This is a genomic window from Streptomyces flaveolus, assembly GCF_000716535.1.
GTDB lineage: Bacteria > Actinomycetota > Actinomycetes > Streptomycetales > Streptomycetaceae > Streptomyces > Streptomyces flaveolus_A.
In genome coordinates this window covers 1-1,470 of record NZ_JNWV01000120.1, presented here as the reverse complement: position 1 = coordinate 1,470, position 1,470 = coordinate 1, and the positions used below count along the sequence as shown (strand labels likewise).

Here is a 1,470-nt window from a genome sequence, read left to right as displayed (position 1 = left end):
AGGTGCAGAACGGTGGCCAGGACTTGGTCATGGAAGACGAGCCGGGGCGGACGCCCGCGTCCGGGATCACCGTCCGGGGCAAGGATCTGCGTCAGGTCGTCCAGCTGGTGCGGGGACAGTCCGGTCAGTGCGGGGTCGATCAGCAGGGCCCGGTCCCATTCCTGCGTGGGTGGCTGCGGGGTTCGGGCCGCCGGGACGGACGGGGCCGGCTGGGGGTGCAGGACGTAGTTCCACTCGCCGTGGAAGGCGTGTCGGGTCAGCGGCAGGGCTGCCATCTCCGCGTCGCCCACGGCCACCCCAGTGGGATAGGCGTCGGTGTCCAGTCGGGCCGTGACGCGCAACCCGGTGCCGGTGGTGGTCGCTGCGATGGACTGGACGATGACTTCGTGGCTGGTCAGTGGGCGGCCGCGCCAGTTCATGGTGATGTGCGAGAAAAGCCGGTGCTCGATCTTGTTCCACTTCGAGGTGCCGGGTGGCAGGTGGCAGACGGTGATGGTCAGGCCGGCCTCTGCGGCGAGCCGGGCCAGCTCGAGTTTCCAGGCCCGGGTGCGGTAGCCGTTGGAGCCGCCCGCATCGGCAGTGATCAGCAGCCGTGTCGCCTGCGGATAGGCGGCCTGGCCCTGATCGTTCCACCAGCGGCGGATCGATTCCACCGCGAACGCGGCGGTGTCGTGGTCGGTGCCGACGTTGATCCAGCCGGTGTTCGCCGCCAGGTCGTAGACACCGTAGGGGATCGCCTTGCCCAGCGCCGGATCGGCGAAGTCGTGGACGCTGACTGCAGCTGGCTCACCGGCGGGCCGCCATGACCGACCGCTGTTCTTGAACTGGCCGACGAGTTCCTTCTTCTTGGTGTCCACGCTGATCACGGGTTGCCCGACATCCCGGTGCTCGCGGACCTGCTCGTTGAGATAGCGGAACTGTGCGTCCCGGTCCGCGTGCTGGCCGCCCTCCACGGTCTTGGCGTTGGCCTGCAGACTGAAGCCTTCTTCCCGCAGCAGGTCGGCGACGGTGTCGGCGCCGACCTGGTGTCCGCTTCGGGTCAGCTCCCGCGCGAGCGTCCGGGTCGACTTCACGGTCCACCGCAGCGGCGACATCGGATCACCCCGCTCGTCCGGTTCGACCAGGGCCAGCAGCGCGGGCCGCAGCCCCGGATCGAGGTCCGCGACCCGCTTGCGTCCACCGCCCGGGCGTCGCACCCGTCCCAACGGGGCCTCGCCGGCCTCCAGCTCGAACACGCCCTTGCGGACCGTCGTCTCACTGACCCCTGCCGCCCCGGCGACGGCGCGGATCCCGCCATGTCCCAGCAGCCGGGCCTCCGCTCCCAGCATCAGACGTCGTTGGCGTTCGTCGAGATGCGGGAACAACACGGCAAATTTCATGGAGAGTTGGGTACGGGCCTCGACCGAGATGCGCATACCACACCAACGAGCCCCGAAGCCGGAAGCAACACATTGATGATCTGCAAGCCCT

The 1,470-nt window shown here is 69.0% G+C and carries 1 protein-coding gene; it reads right to left on the bottom strand.

Annotation, left to right across the window (positions count from 1 at the left end):
- The coding region (locus tag OO52_RS45415) for an ISAzo13 family transposase (protein WP_030941179.1) at positions 1-1,415 on the bottom strand (1,415 nt) is incomplete at its 3' end.
- Positions 1,416-1,470: the final 55 nt, after the last annotated feature.